Here is a 20,842-nt window from a genome sequence, read left to right as displayed (position 1 = left end):
TGATTAATTTTATAGAAACGTATTTTTAACCACAAAAGGGACAAAAGTTTTTAAACACATCAGTAATTTAAGTTTAATTAAATAATGTTTTAAAAGAACACATTAGCTTTTGAAAATCTATGATTTTCATTTTTGTGAACTTTAAAGGTTCTTATTGATAAATTTAAACTAAATCTTTTGTTCCTTTTGTGGTTTAATTAAAATTATAAAAATTTCAATCACAATGAATTACAGAATAGAAAAAGACACCATGGGTGAGGTTCAAGTGCCTGCTGATAAGTTTTGGGGAGCACAGACGGAACGTTCAAGAAACAATTTTAAGATTGGTCCGGAAAGCTCAATGCCCCACGAAATTATCGAAGCTTTTGCTTATTTAAAAAAAGCAGCTGCCTTCACCAATACTGATCTGGGAGTTCTTCCTGCTGAAAAAAGAGATATGATCGCTAAAGTTTGCGAAGAAATCTTAGAAGGAAAATTAAACGACCAATTCCCGTTGGTAATCTGGCAAACTGGCTCAGGAACACAATCTAACATGAATGTGAATGAGGTAATTTCTAACAGAGCCCACGTTAATAATGGAGGAAATCTAGGTGATAAATCTGAAATTCACGCCAATGATGACGTGAATAAATCACAATCATCCAACGATACTTATCCAACAGCAATGCACATTGCAGCCTACAAAAAAGTAATGGAAGCAACAATTCCTGCTGTTGAGAAACTAAAAAATACGTTAGCAGAAAAATCAATTGCTTTTAAAGATATTGTAAAGATTGGAAGAACGCATTTAATGGATGCAACTCCTTTGACTTTAGGACAAGAGTTTTCAGGATATGTGGCTCAGTTAAATTATGGTTTAAAAGCATTAAAAAACACATTGCCTCACCTTTCTGAACTTGCTTTGGGCGGAACTGCAGTAGGAACGGGATTAAATACACCAAAAGGTTATGATGTAAAAGTGGCTGAATATATTGCAAAATTCACCAATCTTCCTTTCGTAACGGCTGAGAATAAGTTTGAAGCTTTAGCGGCTCACGATGCTATTGTAGAATCCCACGGAGCTTTAAAACAATTGGCAGTTTCTTTATTTAAAATTGCACAGGATATTAGGTTAATGGCTTCTGGTCCACGTTCAGGAATTGGTGAAATTCATATTCCGGAAAATGAACCGGGTTCATCCATTATGCCCGGAAAAGTAAACCCTACCCAAAATGAAGCATTAACAATGGTTTGCGCGCAAGTTTTAGGAAATGACACTACGATTTCATTCGCAGGGACTCAGGGGAATTATGAACTGAATGTTTTCAAACCTGTAATGGCATATAATTTCTTACAATCTGCACAGTTAATCGCTGATGCATGTATTTCATTTAATGATCATTGTGCTGTTGGAATTGAACCTAACAATGAAAGAATTAAAGAATTGGTAGATAAATCTCTGATGTTGGTTACTGCTTTAAATACGCACATCGGTTATGAAAATGCGGCAAAAATTGCAAAAACAGCTCACAAAAACGGAACAACGTTGAAAGAAGAAGCGGTAAATCTTGGATTTTTAACTGCTGAACAATTCGATGAGTGGGTGAAGCCTGAAGATATGGTGGGAAGTTTGAAATAGAGAATTAGATTTAATTATATTGTAAAAACGCTGAGAAAATTTTCCCAGCGTTTTTTGTTTTTTACAAAGGCAAAAGATTATGATATGTGGAAAAATTACATAAACTGTTGCAAAGATTTGTTTCATTTTTACAATCATAATTCTTTTAGATAATAAAATTTAATATAGCTTATAAAACTCCCTTAGGAATGAATTATTTTTATATATTTGCGATCTAACAACAAAATCATTATAACTATGAAAAATCTTAAGTCAATCTCAAGAAACGAAATGAAATCAGTAAAAGGAGGAGCTGAATCTAACTGCTATTGTGCACCAATGGGATCAGGAAAACCACCATTAAATACAATTGCACCAAATGCTGATGCCTGCTTTGATGCTTGTGAACGATATAGAAACTCATAAATTTCACATACTATAAAGTTTATACTTTAATATATGAAGTACTCATTCATCATTAAGAGGATATTTTTTATCCTCTTATTTTATTTTTCAGCTTTAGATGCTCAAAAAATATTAGTCATCAATAATAGTGATGAATCTATCACAGTAAATAACCGCAAAAAAGATATAGTTATTAAAGATCGTGAAAGAAAAGAAATTTCCAACATTAACGATCGAATCTCACTTAAAAACAATAAAAATCTAGACAGGTTTATAAATTTATTTCTTGATCCTACTGATACAATTATTATAACCATAAAAAAAGATGATGGAATTATTTATACAGGAAATCAAGCAGCCATTCATGAATACCTAAATGAAAGATTAAATATTGAAACCTTTGGAAAAATGAATATCTATCAAAATGTTATTGAAAAGAAAAATATTGAAGAGCTAAAAAACACATCAGAATTATTAATTTTAGATGTAATGAAAAAAGTTAAGTTATCAAGCCTACTTTTTTTTCATGATGACAAAGAGGCAACAAAAAAATTAAAAAATCACATTAAATATAATTGGCTTTATACTATCTTTTCTACAATTGATAGAGAAGAAAAAAATAAAACTTTAAAAAAAGAAGTTATTAATTATTATTACAAAAAATATATAGAATCTGATATTCCCCAATATAGCTGTAACGGCTTTTTTCAATATCATGTTATTCAAATTTTAGCAAAAAATAAAAACCTACTACAGATTAAAATGCCCATTTATCCTATCATTGAAAACACTGATGAAGATAAGTTCAACCAGTTTCTTCCTAAAAACTGTCAAAAGTATTATTTTCTGGGTAAATATCAATATCTTGACCACATCGACAATCCTCAAAAAGAATATTATAAAAAAGTTTTAAGTGAAAAATTTAATGATTAATAAATCTACCTTACCAAATATCATCATTATTATATTTGTCTTTTGGTCATCATGTAACTGTTTTTTAGCACAAAATTATCAGATTACGTATGAAGTAAAGTTTAAGCCTGTAAAAGAAAGTGATTCCTTTATAAAAGAAAATATGGTTCTAAAAATAGCTAATGATCAAAGTATTTTTTATAATTTAAATAAAAATAAAATAGACTCATTAGCTAGCAAATATAATTTTAAGGCCATATCTTCGATTAACAGTTCATTATTAAGAATAAAAGTATTTAAAAATTTTTCAAAAGATTATAATACTGTAGGAGGTAATTTTAATCAATTCAATTACTGGTATAAAGAAAAGAAGATTAAGTATTACAATCTAAAGAAATATGGTAAATATAAAGACTATGCAGCCAGCGAAGCTTTTACAGACTTTGGGAAAAGAAAATGGTATCTTATATACACTAATGATATTCCAATTAATGATGGGCCTTATATTTTTTCAGGCTTACCTGGTTTGATTATCAAAGCCGAGTCATTAGATGGGGATTATACTTTTGAGCTAATTGAAATTAAAAAACTTGAGGAAAAATATTTATTAGCAGAGAATAAGGAAAATATAAAAAAGAAAAACTAATAAAAAGTATTAATGATTTTATAAATGATCCTGCTTCTCATAAAATTAATTTTCAAAATGATAAAGGTGATAGTTTTAATTATGAATTTGGAGGTGTAAAGGATAAAAATTATCATGATACAAATGAAAATATAAAAAATATAATTCAAAAATTCAATAACTATCCAGATAAGGATATTCCTATTATAACATTTTAAAAAATGTTATAATAGGAATATCAAGTTCTAATTCACTATCCTATCAAAAAAAATGCTTTGTAGTATTCTTCGCTTTATATGTTATATTTAAAAATATGACTGATTACCTGTTCTCTACCACCAAAATGCTACCCCAAAAACTAAAGCTTTATCATTTTCAAAATTTCCGTTTTTAAAGAAATTACCAAAATCTTTTTTCACAAAAATGCTGAATTCGTTGTAAGATACTGTGAATTGCCCACCGTAAATAAAAGGACTTACCTGATAATTACTTCTCTCTCTATCACTGATTCCTTCTCCTTTGATAATATTATTGGTAGACATTTTCACCCCACCGTAAACGTTCGCTCCCACTTTGAAACCTTTGTTATAATCTCTGTATTGAACATCCATTCCTGCATTTTTGATCTTCGAAAAATTATACTGGATTCCCAGTGGAACCATGATGTAACCCGTTCTCAGTTTACTTTTGCTCAATCCTTTATCATAATGAGACAGGACAGGATTAGCATTAATATCTTTCATGAAAAACATATTGTTATCAATATTTAACGTTCTCCAAGAAAAACCAATTCCCGATATCAATCCCCACGGGCTTGTTCTTCCAAACTGATAGTTGAGCTTAAGTCCAAATTCAAAATTTCCAGCATATCCTATATTTTTATCTAAGTCGTTATCAACCTTAGAATTCGTAAGATTCATAATTCCATAAGAAAAATATCCTTCAAGAGTTTTCGTTGGTCTGAATTTTTTCATCAATTTTACTTTTAATTCTTCATTAGAAGTAACATCAGAATTAAGAAGTGAATATCTTACCTGTTTTTGAATAACACTGTCAAGATCAAAACCCAACCCTTCAATTCTTTCATCAATTTTTTCAGAAAAACGATCGGCAATGAGTGATTTCTGTTTATCAAACTCTATTTTGTCAAGGTTTTGTGACTGAAGCGTAAGTAATTCTGCTTCCATCAATTTTTTCTCTTCCTGAATGATAGCATCTATTTTTTTTGCATATTCATCTACTTTTTCCTTTACAATAGGACTTACCTCGGTATCATTTTTTGACTGAAGATTTAAGGATAATGATTTTCTCTGTGAATAGGCTGATGTGGATAACAGACACAGGAATCCCATCATGATAATTTTCTTGATCATATTATTAATTTTTTATAGTTAAAAGAGTTTTATTTTCTGTTTAAATCAACGCTTGCCACGTTGCTTTCTTTCGTTTTCTCAATCACATCTTTATGTTCTACTGAAAAAAGCAATGTGGAAGGATCTACATATTTTTTCCTTTTCGTAGGAACCTTTGAAGAATCTACCTGAGCCATAATTTGTTCCGCTTTAATTTTAGGAAGCTGTGGAACAATTATTTGTGCACCTTCTTTTCTCGGAAGTATTTGTTTTTGTTCTGCTAAAACTTTAGATGACTGAACTTCATCGATGATTTTAGTTGAAACAGGCTTGTTTTTAGGAGTTATATTTTTATCTGCATATACAGGATCAACATTTTCAGCCACATCTTCAAGAGATTTTTCCTGAGCCGGCCTATTTTTTATGTCTGCAATTTCTATATGCTGAATTTTTTCTTTCCCTGAATGATTTGAAAAAAGAACGAATCCCAAACCAAAAGCCAGAACAATACTTGCCGCAGCCCAAACCCAGGTCATATAAGATCCGGATGGTTTCTGCTCTTTCTGTAATGCAATCTCAGACCACAGATCTCTTGAAGGAGTAATTTCTCTTTCTTCAATCTGTTTTTTTATCTGATGTTCTAAATTATCCCTGTGCATGCTCATTTCTCTTTGTTTTTTGTTGTTGAAGATAAAGTACTCTTAATTTCTCTTTAGCCCGAAACAGTTGCGTCTTACTTACCGCCAAAGAGATCTGTAATGTCTCGGAAATTTCCTGATGTGAATAACCTTCCAGAACATACAAGTTGAAAACCATTCTGTAAGCATCCGGAAGTTGATTTAAAAGTTCCTGAGCATCGAAATCAACGGTACTTTCATCTTCCTGAGCTTCTACCATAAAAGAGGGGTTGATATCGTCTATATAAAAAACCGTTTTGTGGCTTTTTATAAAATTAAGACATTCATTCACCACAATTCTTCGGGCCCATCCTTCGAGGTTACCTTCACCCCGAAAACTTTCAATATGTTTAAAAATTTTACAGAAAGCTTTGATGATACAGTCTTCCGCCTGATATAAGTCTGTGATGTAGCTTTTGCCCACGCTCAGAAACTTCTTAACATTCTGCTCATAAAAAACTTTCTGAGCAGCCGGATCTTGTTTCTTAAGACGGCTTATCAAATCTTCTTTTTTATTTCCGAACAAAATTTTCATTCTTAAAACTGTTTCTATTGTAATGACAACGTAAACCTGAAAAGGTTACACAAAAATATATTTTTATTAAAAAAGTTTTCGAATTAATATTTTTCCTATTTTAGTGAATAATTACAAACAACTATAAAACAAACCATTATGAAAAACCTAAAGAAATTAAACAGACAGAATTTAAAAGAAGTTTTAGGCGGACATACTTGCCACGGTAATCTTATTCATCTTGAATGGAACGGATATCATGCTTGCTGTATAAAAGCACCGGCAGGCGGAAATCCTTGCAAAGGGACATCTTGCTTAATCCCGATTGACATGTGTGATAACGGAAACCCGATGTAACCTCTACTTAAAATAATTGATACCCAAAAAAGGTCAGATATATTCTGACCTTTTATATTTTCTTCACTCTGTTTATCCTGAAAAATCATCCAGCATATCTCTCGTTGGTACAAAGAAAAGTGTTCCTGTCATCGCTGTACTAAAATCTAAAATCCGATCATAATTACCAACAGGATCACCGATAAACATATTGGTGAGCATTTTCTTCGTCGTTGTAAATGTACTTGCGTAAGCTATAAAATAAGTTCCAAATTCATTCGTTGATGGACTTCCAAAAGGCATATTATCTCTTACAATTTTTAATTCTTCACCATTCTCCCCTTCCACATTAGCCAAAGCGATATGTGAATTGGACGGCTTTACATCATCCGACATTTCAATATCATTCTCTTTTGATCTTCCGATTACTTTTTCCTGTTCTTCCGTTGAAAGACCTTTCCAAGCATCCATATTATGAAGGTATTTCTGAACAAAAAGATAACTTCCGCCTTTATAATTCAAATCTTCATCGCCAATTTTTGCGAAATAATTTCTGTCATCACCATGCGGATTTTCGGTTCCATCAACAAAACCTAAGATCGAGCGGGCATCCCAATATTTAAAACCATTAATTTCTACTATACTTTCAGCTACAGGAGTTAGCAATTTTGAAATTTCAATCGCCATATCGAAAATCAAACTTTTATTATCTGCTCTCAAATGAAAATGAAGATCACCCGGCGTAGGAACAGCCGTATGTTTTATGCCTTTAATTTCTTCAAAAGTGGCTAATTCTTTAGGTATTGGTGTTGGAAGCTCTAATTTTTTCCATGCTTCGTAACCAATTCCCATCACGCAACTTGCTCTGCTGTCCGGAAATCTATTAAACACAGAATTATTCAAATTTAAAACTAAAGCACACAATTGTTGAAAGACATTTTTTACCTTCGGATTATTATTCAGTTTCCAAACCATGAAAATGGTATTGCTGTTCGGATAATCGGTAACGTTTTGTGATTCTATACTCATGGATTCAATCAATATTAGACTTAAACATTTGAATTAAATAACCTCAATCGGCGTAGAAACCTGATCTGCAAAATACTGTTCCAATTCTTTCAACGTCTCAGGATTCGTTTGAATATCTTTCACCAACTGCCCTTTATTTACCACAACAATTCTGTTACAAACCTCAGTCGTATGCGAAAGATCGTGACTTGAAATAAGGAACGTCACTCCGTCCTGCTTTGATAATTCTTTAATTAAATTCTTCAGTTTGATTTGTGTGGAAGGATCTAAATTGGCAAAAGGTTCATCCAAAATAATAATTTCAGGATTTCCTATAATTGCACCCACAATCCCCACTTTTTTCTGATTTCCTTTTGAAAGATCACGAACATATTTTCCTGAGTTTAAGATTTCTCCATTAAATAAATCATGAAACTGCTTTAAAAACTCATCCACAGAAGCTTTATTCTGGCCTCTCAGTTCACCGATGAAATAGAAATATTCCTCCGGAGTAAGATAGCCAATTAAAAAATTTTCATCTACAAAAGCCGAAACTTTACTTTTCCAGGCTTCAGATTCATTTACTTTAATTCCGTCAATGCTTACAAAGCCTGTGGTAGCCTGAATTAAATCTAACATCAAGCTGAATAAAGTTGTTTTTCCGGCTCCGTTATTTCCGACAAGGCCGAAAGTTTCGCCGTTTGGAATTTCAATATTTTCGATATTCAGAACAGTCGCAGTTCCGTATGTTTTAGATAAATTATTTATAGTAATCATATTAATCTTTGTTTTTGAATGCCTCTAACGTACTGTATTTCTCTTTTTTATAATGTCTTACGATGGTATCGAATATTTTTTCTCTCAATAAAAATCCAATTGATCCTAAAATAGCAATGCTGATTACACCTCCCGTCATTCCGAAGAAATATTTTGAAGCTCCGAAAACAGCTATCGGTAAAAGCATTTTTGGAATTAATAGCAGCAAAGCTTTCATATTAAAACTGTTCTTCTGGCCAATTCTTTTTTCTCTGGAATTCAAATCGATTTGAGTTTTATTAAAAGCTCCTGACCACAAGGTAAACTGAGAATTCACTCCAATATTGTATAATCCTGCCGCAAAGAAAGTAATGTATACTTCCCAACCCCAATACGCATAAAAGAGGGCGATAATCATTGAAACTCCCGTTACAATATTCATTAACCACCATTTTGCTTTTAAATATTCTTTGTAGGGAACATTTAAAGTCATCATCAAAGGATAATAAGAACTATCGAAAGCGGGAACCTTTTGCCCAAATAAAAATTGAAAACCACCCGTTACAAAAAGCCCCATCAGCATCATCATATAAGGTGTTTTATAGACTGAAGAGGAGAACATAAGCATTCCGTAGAATATAAACAGGAAACTCCCCAATACAATTCCTTTGGCCACTTTATTACGTCTTAGCAGCTTAATATCATTGTTAATGAAAGTTCCGAGTACACCGTATTTATTTAAAAAGGCAATATTTTCTGTTTTTCCGATTTCCTTTTTAGCTTCTAATCCTTGATCTAAGTAAAACTCCTGATAAACATGTTTAAAGCAGATCCACCAAAGTCCTGAAAACAAAACAATGGGTATTAAAATTAAATAAGGTTTTGTATAAAAACCATAGAAAAATGCCTCAGAATAAGACAGAAGCGGAATGATATTATAATACGTTAAAAGTCCTAATCCAATAAATACAGACCCAATTATAATAGCAATCGTTTCTTTATTATTGAAAAGTATATTGATAAAATTATTAAGATAAAAAAGTAAGGAAACTCCTATAAACCAAGACAAAACTTCCAAAAATCCGTATCCGTTGAATAGCGCAATGATAGAAAATGTGATAAAAAACAAAGAATTTAACCAACTAAAAGCCGATAAAAATGTTTTAATCAACATATAATTGACCAACGTTTTCTTAGAGATATTCAGTGTAAGAAAAGGCTTAATGTTTTGGGTAGACATTTCCTGCCACATGTATTTGACAATCAAATCTACCACCCAGACTATAATCATGAATTTTGAAACTACTTTTATAGGATCTGCATGCATCTTATTCTGTACCAAATAGAAAACAGCAAAAGCTCCTCCTACCAAACATGCCATAAAATAAAGAATCCCGATAAATCGAAAAATCTTCATGGCAAGATTTACGCCTACAGAAGTACCGCGAAAAAAACTTTTTATTTCTAACCTTAGGAACTTTAAAAACATAGCTTACTTTTCTACATTAGTAAGTAGAATGCAAAATATGTTACAGATTTTCAAGGCAAATCATATAAACAGGATGAAAATTTAATTAGTTTGAGATTCCTTCGGCTCCGCTCAGGATGACATTTCTAATACTAAATATTTAAGTAAGTTCTAATTAATTATCCAATCAATTCTTTCGCCTGCGCTAAAGCCGCCTCAGTAATTTTACTTCCGGAAAGTAATTGGGCAATTTCGTTGAGCTTCTCTTCATTACTCAAAGTAACAATCGTAGATTGCGTTTTCCCCCGTACATCTTGCTTTACCACTTTGTAATTATTATTTCCTTTTGCAGCAACCTGCGCTAAGTGAGAAATAACAATCAGCTGCATATCCTGAGACATTTCACGCATCAAATTTCCAATTTCTTCAGCTACTTTTCCTGAAACACCGCTATCGATTTCGTCTAAAATAAGCGTTGGAAGCTCATCACTTTCAGCAATGATTTTTTTCACCGCCAGCATTACTCGTGATCTTTCACCGCCTGAAATAGCTGTTTGAATCGGTTTTAAAGGAAACCCAGAGTTGGCTTGAAACAACAATTGAATATTTTCTTTTCCAAATTGATTAAATTCTGATGTATCCTGAAGCTCAATATCTACTTTAGCTTTTTCAAGACCCAGTTTTTTAAATAAGTTTTCTGCTTTTTTAATGAAAACAGGAACGCTTTTCTTTCTGTTCTTTGAAAGTTTCTCAGAAATTGATTGAAGAGATTTTTCTTTTTTAGAAATATTTTCTTCAATGTCTGTAATGGATGATTCCAATTCTGAAGCACCTTGTTGCTCTCCTGATAACTGATCTCTTATTTCTTTTAATTCTTCAACATCAGAAACATTATGCTTAATAAATAAACTGTTGAGTTTATTATTCAGTTCAGAAAGTACGGCAAGATTTTCAGGATTAATTTCAATTTTCTCAGATTCATTTTCCAGTTCGGAAATGATGTCTTTTAATTCTACAAAAGATATTTCTAATCTTTGATCAAGTTCTGCAAAGCTATTTGAAACCTCAGAAATTTTTGACAATTTATGTTTGGCTTCATTAAAGAAAGATAAGATTCCGATTTCTTCCTGATGAAATCTTGATAAAACCTGAGACAGATTTTCTGAGATCATTCCTGCATTTTCCTGAATAGAAAGGAGGTTCTTTAATTCTTCGTAATCCACACCATCTAAATTCAATTCTTCTAATTCACTTAATAAGAATTGTTTATAGTCACTTTCTTTATTGTTTTCAGAAAGTTGAATTTTTAATTTCTTCAGCTGCGTTTTCAGGTTCTGAAATTCTAAAAATTCATGTTGATACTCTTCAATGATTTTTTTGTTTTCAGAAAGTCCGTCAATGATTTTAAACTGATATTCTGACGTAAAAAGATTAGACGTTTCAAACTGTGAATGAATATCGATAAGTTGCGAAGATAATTCTCTTAAAACATCCAACGTTACCGGAACGTCATTAATAAACGCTCTGGATTTTCCTGCAGGAGAAATTTCTCTGCGGATAATCGTTTGATGCTCATAATCGAGATCATTTTCGATAAAAAATTTTTTGAACTGATTATTTAAATTAAATTCAGTTTCAACAATGCTTTTTTCAGCTGCATTTGAGATGGATTTCACATCTGCCCTTTCTCCTAAAATAAGTCTAAGAGCACCTAAAATTATCGATTTACCCGCACCAGTTTCCCCAGTGATTACTTGTAAACCGTTGTGTAATGATACATCTAACGTATCAATAAGGGCAAAATTTTTAATGTAAATTCTCGAAAGCATTGATGTAGCAGTTACTTTAGGTAATGCAAATATAGAACTTTAAAACTCAGAATTCAAGACCGAAAAAATCAGTTTTTTATTGTTTCCATTGGCTCCAATATTTGTCCGTATTTTTTGGATTCATGAGGATTAACAACTGTTTCAGATCACCCAATGCAATTCCTCCGTTGTTTCCTGAATTGAAAATATTAAAAATCTCATCTGCTTTATTGGTTAGAAAAAGATCTAAATAATAATTCTGAGTAAAATTGCTTTCATAGGTTTTTAACTGCATTAAACCATCAAAAATTACTTTCTTCGCCTGTGTTTGATCCTGATTGAATAAATTATCTAAACCGGCTCTGTGATAAGAATAAAAGAGTGATCTTAGCTGTACCATATTCGGGCTCATGATTTCTCTGATCAACTGAGAACGGTTTCTAGGTTCAGCAATTTGCTTCCATCCTTCATAAATATTTTGAGATTCGCCATTTTGAGCGATTTGCTGTGCTTTTTGAAACCATTGCGTTCCGCCAGAAGACTGGAAGCTATCTGCGTCATATCCCAAAATCGTATAGACATAGAAACTAATAACATCAATTAAATTTTTACCGGAAAACTGTCTTTCATTAAAAATAAGGTTCTCATTTTCAATATATTCAAAAGAGAATCTTTGATCCTGAACATTTAATAATGGGGATTCATAAACCGTGTTATAAACAGGACGTACCGCCTGCACTACAATATTCCCTTTATATTTATTTCCACCAGGACTCTCAGTCAAAACAATAGAAAAATTACTTTTTATTTTTTCAAAATTCTGAAGCTTTTTGCCTGTCCAGCTTGTATTATTGATAAAATCTCTAAGACTTTTTTCCAACGATTTATAAACCTGTTGGTTACTTCCTCCCAGTTGTTGTGCATTCACCTGAACGGTTGCCAGCAATTCCTGAGAAAAGCTAAGATTAAATAGGAAAAGCAGTAAAAATAAACTTATGTATTTTTTCATTATCTAGTAAAAATTGAGAACGGAAATTTATTAAAATTATTTTAAAATCTGAGACTCCACAAAATTGAGAATATCTTTTGCGACATCGTCTTTAGATTTTAATTCAAATTCTTTTTTCTCCGTTTTGGTGAATATTTTTATTTTATTAGTGTCATTTTTAAATCCTGCTCCTTCATCGCGAAGAGAATTTAGGACAATCATATCAAGATTTTTCTTTTCCAGCTTACCCTTTGCATTTTCTTCTTCATTCTGAGTTTCCAAGGCAAAACCTACCAAAAACTGGTGGGTCTTTTTATCGCCCATTGTTCTGAGGATATCCGGATTTTTAATTAATTCAATGGTTAAGCTATCATCATTTTTTTTGATCTTTTCCTTAGCCACTTCTTTTGGAGCGTAATCTGCAACCGCAGCACTAGCAATCCCGATGTCTATGGTATCATAAAATTCAAATACCTTATCCAGCATTTCTTTTGCAGAAGTCACTTTATATACATCCACATTCTTATCGTTCATCACCTGAGAAGTGGGCCCTGAGATCAAAATAACTTTTGCTCCTCTTTTTGAAGCCTCCTCAGCCAAAGAAAACCCCATTTTACCAGAAGAATGATTTCCTATAAATCTTACAGGATCAATTGCTTCATAGGTGGGGCCGGCCGTAATTAAAACGGTTTGACCTTCTAACGTCTTTTCATGGTGAGCTGCATTAAAAAATTCTTCAACAGCATTAGCAATCGTCTCCGGTTCTGCCATTCTTCCCTGCCCGATCAGTCCACTCGCCAATTCCCCATTTTCTGCAGGAATAATAAAGTGTCCGAAATCTTCGGCCAGCTCTAAATTCTGTTGGGTGGAAGGATGCTGATACATATCTAAATCCATTGCGGGTGCTATAAAAACAGGACATTTAGCCGACATATAAGTGGCAATCACCAAATTATCACACATTCCGTGTGTCATTTTCGCCAATGTATTAGCAGTACACGGAGCCATGATCATTACATCTGCCCACAATGCCATTTCCACATGGCTGTTCCATGTTCCGTTTTCATTATAAAAATCTGTATACACAGGTTTTTTAGACAACGTAGACAAGCTTAGCTTCGTTACAAAATGTTCAGCATCAGGAGTCATAATCACCTGAACCTCGGCTCCTTTCTTTATAAAATCTCTTATCAGAAAATGAATTTTATAGGCTGCAATTCCTCCAGAAACGGCAATAAGAATCTTCTTCCCAGAAACACTCATGTAGTTTTAATTTTTTAAAACACTAAAATACTTATTTTTTCTCACAAACCATTTAAACAACAAAGGTCATAAAAGAAATAGTTCCTTTATGACCTTCATCTATTAAAAACCAGTTGGTTTTTATTTTCTTTCTTCAGTTTTTCTGAAGTAAATATCTTCGTTTAACCATTCTTCGATAGCGATAGAAGTTGGTTTTGGAAGTTTTTCGTAATGTTTAGAGATCTCAATTTGTTCTCTGTTTTCGAAAACTTCTTCCAATGTAGAGTTGTGAACAGCAAATTCGTCTAATTTGTTATGCAATTCTGTACGAATTTCTGCATTGATCTGCTCTGCTCTCTTTCCCATGATAACAATAGCTTCATAGATTGAACCTACTTTATCTTCAATCTTATCTTTATCGTAAGTAATAGTATTTACTTCTGCTTTTGTATCTTTTACACTCATTTTGAGAAAATTAATTTATTTATAAGGTCGCAAATTTACGAATTATCTTTGGATTTTGAAAGTCGCCGCCGGTGGAGGTGTTTGAAGCACCGCACTATCCCTCTGGATCAGCTTTGCTTTCTTCTCAGCATCTATCTGATTTTTAATCTGCTCTTCCGTTTTGTTCTTTTCAGCCTGCTTTTCTACTTCTTTCTTCTGTCTTGCCGTTAAATTAGCAATTCTAGCTTCAGTTTCTTTTTTTACAATAACGAAATCTTTCTTTTCTTTCTCTAATTTTTGTCTTAGATCCAGGGCAGTTTTAGAATATTCTGTATTAGGAAGATCTTTTTCAACCACTTTTGTAAATGACAATGCACTTTCAATACGTTCGTCTTTAAGATCATAAATAGATTTCTGAGCCAGCGCATAACGAGCTTTCATGATATAATCATAAATTTTCGGACGAAGTTTTGTACTTGGAAAATCTTCTAATACATTCTCTAATGAGGTATTGGCAGCTTTGTAATCTCCCATACTGAAGTATTGCTTTGCATTCTCGTAAGATTTGAATTCTAACTTGTAAGACAATTCATCAATTAGGGTACTGATATTTTTAGACTTCTCAGAATTTGGATAGTTGTTCAAGAAATCCTGTAGCTCATTAATAGCCATTTGAGTACTTGACTGGTCCAAATTATAATCCATAGAACCTTCATAGTAACATAAAGCCGACATATAAGCCGCATCTTCTGCTCTAGCATCTTTTGGAAAACTTACTGCAAAGTTTTTAAACTGATGCCCTGCCAACTTATAATTTTTATCATAATAGTTAGCATACGCCGTATTGTAACCTACATTTGGGAAATCGTCTGTCCCTGCAACCAGATTAGCTAATCTGTCATAAAGAGCCAAAGAATTTTTCCACTTCTTTTTTGCAAAATTTTCGTTTGCAACTTTTAAGATGTAGTTTTTATCAGCACTTTTCATTGCTTTATCTTGCTGACTCGCACATGAAGTTACCACAGCCACAGCAAAAAGACCTAAAATATATTTTTTCATATAAAAAATTCAACAGTTTTCGGATTATATGACCGATCTATTAATTTGCAAAAATATAACTTTTTTATCAATAGATTTTTTTTTATGAATATTTAACGTAATTTTAGTCTGCAGCGTATCCCAAAATTGCAAAAACACTGAGTAAGAGATTCATTCTTACCTTTTTTTCTGCTTCTTTCGCATAAGTTTCCTCATTTTTACTCGGAACATAGAGCTCATAGAAGTTTTTATTACGAATAACAAACAAGGTAGACCCAAGAATTGTTGTCAAAATATCCTCAGGTTTTGGGGTAAATGTGAAAACTCCCGACGCCACTCCTTTTTTAATGACTTCATCTAATTTTTTAACAAATAATTGATAAAAATCAAGCAGTTCATCTTTTAAATTTTCTGTGTGTCGAAGTTCTTGCGTCACAAATCCGTGGAAATAATTATATTTAAATAACTGAGAAACAATATATTTAATAATTTCCTTCATTTGCATTTCCGGTTTCCCTTCTTTGATGGTATCTGCAAATTCTGAAAAAGTTTCTCTCGTCTTCAACACTCTGTACTGATAGAGATAAGACATCATTTTTTCTTTAGAACCGAAATAATAAGAAATCATGGCAACGTTGATATTTGCTTTGGAACAAATGTCCCTCACCGATGTTCCTTCGTAGCCTTTTTTCGCGATCAGCTCTTCAGCAATATCTAAAATATGGATTTGTTTTTCTGTAAATTTTTTCTTCATGTGAAGTGCACTTTGAGTAAAGTTAAGAAATTTTTAACATATTTATAAACGTTCGTTTAAGAATTTTATATTAATTCTAAATAGTTAGTATTTTTGTACATGGATTTTTTTGATTTTCACCATCATAAGAAAAATGTGCCTTACGGAATTTATAATGCGGAACTTACTACTATTCCGCCAAGTATTCCCTATTCTATCGGTATTCACCCAAAAGATATTGATATTAATTTAATAAATAATCAACTTGATTGGTTACAATCAAACATCCATGAAAACTGTTTTGCCATCGGAGAATGCGGATTAGATTCTTTGGTTTCTATTGATCAAAAAATTCAGGAGGACGTTTTTTTGAAACAAATAAAGATTGCCAATGAACTCAAAAAGCCAGTGATTATTCATTGTGTAAGAAAATTTTATGAAGTGATTTCCTTTAAAAAATATGCCGAACAGCCGATGATCATTCATGGTTTTAATAAAAAACAAAACGTTGCCGAAGATCTCCTTAAAAATAATTTTTATTTGAGTTTTGGAAAACCTGTTTTGTATAATTTATCTTTGCAACAAATTTTGAAAATCACGCCTTTAGACAGAATCTTTTTAGAAACTGATAATGAAGATTTTAACCTCGAAGAATTATACAAAAAGACTTCAGAGCTCAAGGGAATTTCATTGGAAAAATTGAACGAACAGATTATAGAAAATTTAGAGACAATAAAAAATGGATAAAAACTGGTTGGAGAGAACGGAACTTCTCATCAAAGAAGAAGGTTTGGAAAGATTGAATAAAGCAACTATTTTGGTTGTCGGGCTCGGCGGAGTAGGTTCTTTTGCAGCAGAATTTTTGGCAAGAGCCGGAGTGGGAACCATGACCATTGTAGATGGCGACACGGTAGATATCACCAACATTAACAGACAATTACCTGCTTTGCACTCAACCATTGGAAAGCATAAAGTAGAGGTTGTTGCAGAAAGACTTTTAGATATTAATCCCAACCTTAATTTAACCAAAATCAATGAGTTTCTAAATCCGGAAAGAATGGATGAAGTTCTGGACTCTGCAAAATTTGATTATGTTTTAGACTGTATCGACAGTGTAACTCCAAAAATCTGTTTAATCATTGCCGCAAGAAGAAGAAAGGTAAAAATCGTAAGCTCAATGGGCGCTGGGGGAAAGACCGATCCTAGTAAGGTGATGGTAAGAGACATCAGCAAAACCGAGCATTGCCATCTTGCAAGACAGGTAAGAAAAAGATTAAAAAAGGAGAAAATTGATAAAGGTGTTCGTTGCGTTTTTGCCAACGACATCCAAGATGAAGAAAGCTTGAAAATGACAGACGGAACCAATTATAAAAGATCTTTTTATGGAACGATAAGTTATATGCCTGCAATTTTTGGGTTATATACTGCTTCGGAAGTTATTAATCATTTATTGAAAAAAGAATAAAAATTTATTTTCCCACAGATTTCACAGATCAACTCACCTAATTATGCGTAATTTCTGTATGAGAATTTGTGAAACCTGTGGGAAAAATTCAAAATAAGCCTATATTTACACGCTGTAAATGACAAATTTCAAATATCCCAGAGCCGAAAAACTCAAAAAAGACAATGAGATCACTTTACTTTTTGAAAAAGGTAAATGGAGAACCTGCGGAAATTTGAGAATTATCATCCTAAAAGATAAACCTACTTTACCGGTAGAAGCTCTAAAATTTGGGGTTTCTGTTTCTAAAAGATACTTCAAAAAAGCGGTGTACAGAAATCGCGTAAAAAGATTACTCAGAGAATCTTACCGTTTAAACAAAGATCTTTTTAAAGAATCATTCGGAGAAAAAACCATTGCGATGATGTTTTGGGTTTCTTCTGAAATGCCTGCAAAATTTCAAGATGTGGAAGAACAGTTTATTAAGCTTTGCCAATCTAATCAGCCTCAGAAAAAAGCTTAAAATTCATTTTTTCTCCCGCAGATCACACAGATCTACACGGATGCTTGTGCATATCTTTTCTCTTAGATTAAACCTAACTCATACAAGATTAAATTTTAATAAAGTGTTTTCTCATTTTTTGTAACTTTAAAGGACACAATTAATCTGAAAACTAAAATGTTAGACCATGTTCCCTACTTACCTTATGTCTTGAGTGCATTTATTGGCATCGGACTAGCCGCCGCTACGGGCTTTAGAGTTTTTCTTCCCATGTTTGCGGTAAGCCTGGCATCCTACCTTAATTGGATCCCGATGAATGAGAATTTTGAATGGCTTTCAGGCCTTCCAACACTTATTACCACAGGAATTGCTACCGTCGCAGAGATTCTGGCTTATTACATCCCTCTTATTGATCATTTATTGGATACAATCTCTATTCCTATGGCTACTGTTGCGGGTTCTATTTTATTTGCAAGTCAGTTTGCAGACTTAGGAACATTTCCGCAATGGGCATTGGCATTGATTGCAGGAGGAGGAACTGCAGCAACCATAAGCTCTGGGTTTGCAGGAATTCGGGCCGCTTCTACCGCAACCACAGGTGGATTGGGAAATTCCGTTGTTGGAACCACTGAAACAGCCGGAGCAGGAATAATGACTGTGTTAGCCATAGCAATGCCTATTTTGGCCGCCATTTGCACCCTTATCTTAGTTGTTCTCGTTATTGTCTACGGCAGGAAGGCCTTGCGAAAGTTAAGAGGTAAAAAAAATACAGCTCACAACACATAAAACAAAAATGCTGAATCTATGAGACTCAGCATTTTTTATATTTTATTTTAATCTTAATTCTTTCCTCGGACATCTTTTATATCCTGAATTTTTCCTTCAAAATGTGCTTTCTTTTCAGGATGTTTAAGAATCAATATATTGAATGCTTTAATTGCTTTTGTGTACAATTTTTGTTCAAAATACAAAGTAGCCAACGTTTCCGTCATCAAATGTGAAATATCATCCGTTTTCTCTTTTACCACAAAATTAACTTCATCTTTTAATTGAGATATTTTAGGATTCTTTTCTATAAAAGATTCAATTACCTTATTTTTAGTCTCAATCTTTTCTTGTTCTACCTCCTGTATTTCTTCTACTTCCGGCTCTTCTGATTCTTGCTCTGCCTCTACTTTTTCTTCTTCTTCTAAAGGCCTGTCTATTTTCAGCCAGCTTTGCCAAGTGTTGATAAATCCGGGAACATTGCTATCCATAGGACTTACAGCTATTGGTTCAGCAGGAATTTCTTCTTTTGCTTCTTTAGATTTTTTCTCTTCTTTCCCTTCATTAACCTCTACTGCCCAACTTGAAATAATATCAGAGTTGAAGAAAGACACATTTAATGCCGGAGCTTCTTCCTCTTCATCATTTTCTTCCAATGCTTCAGTTTCAACAATCTTTTCCTCTTTAACAGGCTCGTCAATAACTTCAACAGCTTCTACATTATCCTTTGGAAGCTCAATAATTTCTTCAACGCGAGGTACAATCTCTTCCTGTTTTGGTGCTTCTTCTTTTACGATTTCAGCTTTTGGCTGAAGAATTTCAATTGATTTATTAAGCATAGAATCCGGAACATGAGACTCAAGACTCATCGGTTTCCAAGCAGATTTAACTTCTGTTTGTTCTTCTGCTACAGGCTTTTCCTCTTGAATTTCCTGTTTGGGTTCTTCAACAGTTTCAGTCTCTTCAGATTTATTTCCAATTAATTCAGATACATTTTCTTCAACTTTTGAGACTTCTATTTCTGAATCACTCTTTTCTTCTTTTGTTTCGACATTAAAATATTGAGTTTCAGCAAAACTTATTTCATGTCCTACCACTTCAGGCTCGGTATCTTCCTTTTCAGAAATCACTTTTGTAGCCTTCATTTTTTTCTCAACCTCTTCTATCAAGCGTCTCATTTCATCTTCATGCTTGTTGCTGGGTTGAGCAATCTCTTCTTCTGCTAGTGTTTCATCAATCGTATTGGATTGAATTTTTACCTCTGGCAAGAAAGAATCTGTTCCGTGGAAACTTAATTCAGCCTCATTGTTTACCTTTTCCGTTTCACTTTCTGAAGCAATTTCTTCTTCATTGATGATTTCCTCCGGGGTAAATTCTATTTTAGCTTCGGCTTCAACAAACTCTTCTGTTGTTGCCGTATTTGATTGATCTTCTTCCGTTAATTGATTTTCCTGAGCAACCTCTTCCGTTAAAACAGGTTCTATCTCATGAAAACTTACATCAGATTCATTATCTATTTTTTCTTCCTCTACTGCTGAATCAATCTTTTCTTCATTGATAATGATTTCAGGATGTAATTCTGCTGTTTCCTCAACTTGATCTTCGTTCTGAATATCTTCAGAAACGGATTCTTCATGTATAGGATCCAATTTATCAACGACCACTTCTTCAGGTTGTTTTTCAAATTTTTGAATCACAATAGATCCTGATTCCAGCGTTGATTCCAAATCAATAGTATCTACCGTATCATCTTCAAGGAAGTTTTCTTCCCCTTCAAATAAAATACGGTTTCTTTCCCCATTAACAAGAATATGTTTAATTTCCGGAGTGGCATGAGGCTGCAACGTAAAAGCTTCTTCTTGCTTTTTGTCGGTTATTTCCTCTTGTATTTCCTCTCTTTTAATCGGGAAATTACTTTTATTATAAATATACTTGAATGTATTCTTAGGAATTTCGGGCTTTTCTTCTTCAACAATTTCGGGTTTAACCTTTTGCTGAATTTTACCGTTGATCAACTGATAAAGAATTTTCTTATCTGTTGTATATGCCGCCGTTGTAGAAAGCTCTTTCTGATAATTTTCTTTATCAAAAAGATGAATTCCATACAGGTGTAAAGCTCTGATATTTTGAATGTAGGGAAAAGAATTAATCTCCTCTTTCAAAAGATTAAGATCTTCTGACTGTATATTTTTGGGGTTCTTTAATAATTCTAAAACTCTAGGATTCAT

The 20,842-nt window shown here is 32.9% G+C and carries 22 protein-coding genes; 9 read left to right on the top strand and 13 right to left on the bottom strand.

Going from position 1 to position 20,842, the window contains the following annotated elements; genetic code table 11:
* Positions 1-223 precede the first annotated feature (223 nt).
* The 4 genes from fumC to AMQ68_RS21800 all read left to right on the top strand — a co-directional run bounded on the left by fumC (position 224) and on the right by AMQ68_RS21800 (position 3,560).
* A complete protein-coding gene (gene fumC / locus AMQ68_RS21810) occupies positions 224-1,618 on the top strand; it encodes a class II fumarate hydratase (RefSeq protein WP_054512681.1) in 1,395 nt (464 codons plus the stop codon).
* 237 nt (positions 1,619-1,855) lie between these two features.
* Positions 1,856-2,023 (top strand): hypothetical protein, encoded by a 168-nt coding sequence (locus AMQ68_RS25395; RefSeq protein WP_160318005.1) that lies wholly within the window; start codon positions 1,856-1,858, stop codon positions 2,021-2,023.
* A 33-nt stretch (positions 2,024-2,056) separates the two neighbouring features.
* Positions 2,057-2,935, top strand: coding sequence for a hypothetical protein (locus AMQ68_RS21805; RefSeq protein WP_054512680.1), 879 nt, complete (start codon positions 2,057-2,059; stop codon positions 2,933-2,935).
* Positions 2,916-3,560, top strand: a complete 645-nt coding sequence (locus AMQ68_RS21800; RefSeq protein ID WP_123905756.1) for a GLPGLI family protein — start codon at positions 2,916-2,918, stop codon at positions 3,558-3,560. The genes AMQ68_RS21805 and AMQ68_RS21800 overlap by 20 nt, the downstream gene beginning before the upstream one ends.
* A 311-nt stretch (positions 3,561-3,871) precedes the next feature.
* Here the strand turns inward: AMQ68_RS21800 and AMQ68_RS21795 are convergent, their stop codons facing one another.
* Genes AMQ68_RS21795 through AMQ68_RS21785 form a run of 3 tightly spaced genes read right to left on the bottom strand, consistent with a single transcriptional unit; the run spans position 3,872 to position 6,103 of the window.
* The gene (locus AMQ68_RS21795; RefSeq protein WP_054512678.1) at positions 3,872-4,912 is read right to left on the bottom strand and encodes an outer membrane beta-barrel protein; all 1,041 of its coding nucleotides are present in this window, start codon (positions 4,910-4,912) and stop codon (positions 3,872-3,874) included.
* 29 nt (positions 4,913-4,941) lie between these two features.
* The gene (locus AMQ68_RS21790; RefSeq protein WP_123905755.1) at positions 4,942-5,556 is read right to left on the bottom strand and encodes a hypothetical protein; all 615 of its coding nucleotides are present in this window, start codon (positions 5,554-5,556) and stop codon (positions 4,942-4,944) included.
* Positions 5,537-6,103: an RNA polymerase sigma factor gene (locus tag AMQ68_RS21785; RefSeq protein ID WP_054512676.1), complete on the bottom strand. Its 567-nt coding sequence runs from the start codon at positions 6,101-6,103 to the stop codon at positions 5,537-5,539. Before AMQ68_RS21785 ends, AMQ68_RS21790 begins: the two co-directional genes overlap by 20 nt.
* A 138-nt stretch (positions 6,104-6,241) precedes the next feature.
* Here AMQ68_RS21785 and AMQ68_RS25165 point away from each other — a divergent pair, with 138 nt between their 5' ends.
* Positions 6,242-6,439 (top strand): hypothetical protein, encoded by a 198-nt coding sequence (locus AMQ68_RS25165; RefSeq protein ID WP_123905754.1) that lies wholly within the window; start codon positions 6,242-6,244, stop codon positions 6,437-6,439.
* A 72-nt stretch (positions 6,440-6,511) separates the two neighbouring features.
* Here the strand turns inward: AMQ68_RS25165 and AMQ68_RS21775 are convergent, their stop codons facing one another.
* The 9 genes from AMQ68_RS21775 to AMQ68_RS21735 form a co-directional block, all read right to left on the bottom strand.
* Positions 6,512-7,447, bottom strand: a complete 936-nt coding sequence (locus AMQ68_RS21775; protein WP_054512674.1) for a Dyp-type peroxidase — start codon at positions 7,445-7,447, stop codon at positions 6,512-6,514.
* Positions 7,448-7,480: 33 nt separating this feature from the next.
* Positions 7,481-8,203 carry an ABC transporter ATP-binding protein gene (locus tag AMQ68_RS21770; RefSeq protein WP_054512673.1) on the bottom strand — a complete coding sequence of 241 codons (723 nt, stop codon included), beginning with the start codon at positions 8,201-8,203 and terminating at the stop codon, positions 7,481-7,483.
* 1 nt (position 8,204) lies between these two features.
* The gene (locus AMQ68_RS21765) at positions 8,205-9,671 is read right to left on the bottom strand and encodes a DUF5687 family protein (protein ID WP_054512672.1); all 1,467 of its coding nucleotides are present in this window, start codon (positions 9,669-9,671) and stop codon (positions 8,205-8,207) included.
* Between the two features lie 158 nt (positions 9,672-9,829).
* Positions 9,830-11,479 (bottom strand): DNA repair protein RecN, encoded by a 1,650-nt coding sequence (locus AMQ68_RS21760; protein WP_054512671.1) that lies wholly within the window; start codon positions 11,477-11,479, stop codon positions 9,830-9,832.
* Between the two features lie 76 nt (positions 11,480-11,555).
* Entirely contained in the window at positions 11,556-12,467 is a 912-nt protein-coding gene (locus AMQ68_RS21755; RefSeq protein WP_054512670.1) for a DUF4835 family protein, read from the bottom strand.
* 36 nt (positions 12,468-12,503) lie between these two features.
* Positions 12,504-13,709 (bottom strand): bifunctional phosphopantothenoylcysteine decarboxylase/phosphopantothenate--cysteine ligase CoaBC, encoded by a 1,206-nt coding sequence (gene coaBC / locus AMQ68_RS21750; RefSeq protein ID WP_054512669.1) that lies wholly within the window; start codon positions 13,707-13,709, stop codon positions 12,504-12,506.
* Between the two features lie 120 nt (positions 13,710-13,829).
* On the bottom strand, positions 13,830-14,153 hold the full coding sequence (locus tag AMQ68_RS21745; RefSeq protein WP_027378789.1) for a DNA-directed RNA polymerase subunit omega: 324 nt from the start codon (positions 14,151-14,153) through the stop codon (positions 13,830-13,832).
* A gap of 42 nt (positions 14,154-14,195) precedes the next feature.
* Entirely contained in the window at positions 14,196-15,191 is a 996-nt protein-coding gene (locus AMQ68_RS21740) for an outer membrane protein assembly factor BamD (protein ID WP_054512668.1), read from the bottom strand.
* Positions 15,192-15,294: 103 nt separating this feature from the next.
* On the bottom strand, positions 15,295-15,924 hold the full coding sequence (locus AMQ68_RS21735; RefSeq protein ID WP_054512667.1) for a TetR/AcrR family transcriptional regulator: 630 nt from the start codon (positions 15,922-15,924) through the stop codon (positions 15,295-15,297).
* A 99-nt stretch (positions 15,925-16,023) separates the two neighbouring features.
* On the opposite strand from AMQ68_RS21735, the gene AMQ68_RS21730 reads away from it, so the two are divergent.
* From AMQ68_RS21730 to AMQ68_RS21715, 4 genes are all read left to right on the top strand, one after another.
* A complete protein-coding gene (locus AMQ68_RS21730) occupies positions 16,024-16,650 on the top strand; it encodes a TatD family hydrolase (protein ID WP_054512666.1) in 627 nt (208 codons plus the stop codon).
* On the top strand, positions 16,643-17,368 hold the full coding sequence (locus AMQ68_RS21725; RefSeq protein ID WP_054512665.1) for a ThiF family adenylyltransferase: 726 nt from the start codon (positions 16,643-16,645) through the stop codon (positions 17,366-17,368). Before AMQ68_RS21730 ends, AMQ68_RS21725 begins: the two co-directional genes overlap by 8 nt.
* Before the next feature lie 118 nt (positions 17,369-17,486).
* Positions 17,487-17,870 (top strand): ribonuclease P protein component, encoded by a 384-nt coding sequence (gene rnpA / locus AMQ68_RS21720; RefSeq protein ID WP_054512664.1) that lies wholly within the window; start codon positions 17,487-17,489, stop codon positions 17,868-17,870.
* Between the two features lie 156 nt (positions 17,871-18,026).
* Positions 18,027-18,635 carry a DUF4126 domain-containing protein gene (locus AMQ68_RS21715; protein ID WP_054512663.1) on the top strand — a complete coding sequence of 203 codons (609 nt, stop codon included), beginning with the start codon at positions 18,027-18,029 and terminating at the stop codon, positions 18,633-18,635.
* A 53-nt stretch (positions 18,636-18,688) separates the two neighbouring features.
* Here AMQ68_RS21715 and AMQ68_RS21710 read toward each other — a convergent pair whose 3' ends face one another.
* Positions 18,689-20,842 carry a hypothetical protein gene (locus tag AMQ68_RS21710; RefSeq protein WP_054512662.1) on the bottom strand — a complete coding sequence of 718 codons (2,154 nt, stop codon included), beginning with the start codon at positions 20,840-20,842 and terminating at the stop codon, positions 18,689-18,691.

It is taken from the genome of Chryseobacterium sp. ERMR1:04 (genome assembly GCF_001297705.1).
Lineage (GTDB): Bacteria > Bacteroidota > Bacteroidia > Flavobacteriales > Weeksellaceae > Chryseobacterium.
This window is presented reverse-complemented; position numbering and strand designations above follow the sequence as displayed.

Coding starts and splice junctions, on each gene's coding strand:
- fumC (WP_054512681.1), top strand. CDS start 224: ATGAATTACAGAATAGAAAAAGACACCATGGGTGAGGTTCAAGTGCCT.
- AMQ68_RS25395 (WP_160318005.1), top strand. CDS start 1,856: ATGAAAAATCTTAAGTCAATCTCAAGAAACGAAATGAAATCAGTAAAA.
- AMQ68_RS21805 (WP_054512680.1), top strand. CDS start 2,057: ATGAAGTACTCATTCATCATTAAGAGGATATTTTTTATCCTCTTATTT.
- AMQ68_RS21795 (WP_054512678.1), bottom strand. CDS start 4,912: ATGATCAAGAAAATTATCATGATGGGATTCCTGTGTCTGTTATCCACA.
- AMQ68_RS21790 (WP_123905755.1), bottom strand. CDS start 5,556: ATGAGCATGCACAGGGATAATTTAGAACATCAGATAAAAAAACAGATT.
- AMQ68_RS21785 (WP_054512676.1), bottom strand. CDS start 6,103: ATGAAAATTTTGTTCGGAAATAAAAAAGAAGATTTGATAAGCCGTCTT.
- AMQ68_RS25165 (WP_123905754.1), top strand. CDS start 6,242: ATGAAAAACCTAAAGAAATTAAACAGACAGAATTTAAAAGAAGTTTTA.
- AMQ68_RS21775 (WP_054512674.1), bottom strand. CDS start 7,447: ATGAGTATAGAATCACAAAACGTTACCGATTATCCGAACAGCAATACC.
- AMQ68_RS21770 (WP_054512673.1), bottom strand. CDS start 8,203: ATGATTACTATAAATAATTTATCTAAAACATACGGAACTGCGACTGTT.
- AMQ68_RS21765 (WP_054512672.1), bottom strand. CDS start 9,671: ATGTTTTTAAAGTTCCTAAGGTTAGAAATAAAAAGTTTTTTTCGCGGT.
- AMQ68_RS21760 (WP_054512671.1), bottom strand. CDS start 11,479: ATGCTTTCGAGAATTTACATTAAAAATTTTGCCCTTATTGATACGTTA.
- AMQ68_RS21755 (WP_054512670.1), bottom strand. CDS start 12,467: ATGAAAAAATACATAAGTTTATTTTTACTGCTTTTCCTATTTAATCTT.
- coaBC (WP_054512669.1), bottom strand. CDS start 13,709: ATGAGTGTTTCTGGGAAGAAGATTCTTATTGCCGTTTCTGGAGGAATT.
- AMQ68_RS21745 (WP_027378789.1), bottom strand. CDS start 14,153: ATGAGTGTAAAAGATACAAAAGCAGAAGTAAATACTATTACTTACGAT.
- AMQ68_RS21740 (WP_054512668.1), bottom strand. CDS start 15,191: ATGAAAAAATATATTTTAGGTCTTTTTGCTGTGGCTGTGGTAACTTCA.
- AMQ68_RS21735 (WP_054512667.1), bottom strand. CDS start 15,924: ATGAAGAAAAAATTTACAGAAAAACAAATCCATATTTTAGATATTGCT.
- AMQ68_RS21730 (WP_054512666.1), top strand. CDS start 16,024: ATGGATTTTTTTGATTTTCACCATCATAAGAAAAATGTGCCTTACGGA.
- AMQ68_RS21725 (WP_054512665.1), top strand. CDS start 16,643: ATGGATAAAAACTGGTTGGAGAGAACGGAACTTCTCATCAAAGAAGAA.
- rnpA (WP_054512664.1), top strand. CDS start 17,487: ATGACAAATTTCAAATATCCCAGAGCCGAAAAACTCAAAAAAGACAAT.
- AMQ68_RS21715 (WP_054512663.1), top strand. CDS start 18,027: ATGTTAGACCATGTTCCCTACTTACCTTATGTCTTGAGTGCATTTATT.
- AMQ68_RS21710 (WP_054512662.1), bottom strand. CDS start 20,842: ATGAATCCTAGAGTTTTAGAATTATTAAAGAACCCCAAAAATATACAG.